Source organism: Xenorhabdus sp. TS4, assembly GCF_014467265.1.
Lineage (GTDB): Bacteria > Pseudomonadota > Gammaproteobacteria > Enterobacterales > Enterobacteriaceae > Xenorhabdus > Xenorhabdus ehlersii.
Genome location: NZ_NKHQ01000101.1, coordinates 1 through 794 on the forward strand (window position 1 = coordinate 1; position 794 = coordinate 794).

General features: G+C 48.9%; 1 pseudogene. It reads right to left on the reverse strand.

Annotated features, from left to right (window positions below):
* Positions 1–55: 55 nt before the first annotated feature.
* A pseudogene (locus Xets_RS19385) lies at positions 56–794 on the reverse strand (hypothetical protein); the annotation flags it as partial.

Consider the following 794-nt stretch of genomic DNA (forward strand, 5'->3'; position numbering starts at 1 on the left):
ATTGACTGGCCTAAAGCGCCAGAATAACAATCAGGGGCATAGTTTGCCCCTATATTTATTCCGACTCAGTCAATTTCCGTTGTTGCTGATTCCAAATAGAACTCTCTGGCATCTGGACACGGACAGATATAGACCGACCGGCGGGGGTATCAATCGGGTCACCGTCAACGTAACCCTCTCGTGTATTTCTGGCGAATGTGGGGGCGCCGGTGTGCTCTCGATGGTAGGTCATTAATTTGATGGCGCCATCGGGCAGAACTTTGTAATCCACCCAAATCAACGGTAATTTATTTTTGCACAGCGGTATCTCAACCCCACCATCAACACCGCCCCATGCCGCATCTGCATTAAATCCCAGCACGTTTTTGATGAGATAGACGCCCTCGGACAGACGCTCGACAATAGCACCCTCGGATTCGTCATTTGTTTCAAATTTCCCGTCGGGGTAGATTTGGATAATGGGGGACGCCGTTTTTAGGTAGCCATCAACGACTGTGGTGTTACTGGTGGTATATAACGCATACCATGTTGGATTTTCGCGGGCAGCCAGGGCATGACCGTAATAAATTAGGCCGTTAGCATAACTCGCTAGAAAACCGGCATACCCCGCATTGGTATCACGTGCTCCAATAACATGCCAATAGCCATGAGTGCCTAATGATGCAGGAAATTTTGCGCTATAGGAGTCTACTAGCACTGAGTAACCAATCGGTTTGCCCCATTCACCGGATTTCAATGTCGTACGCGGTGTGTGAGTTTTGCCTAAATTAGTCCGTTCCACCCGTTCTACGGTT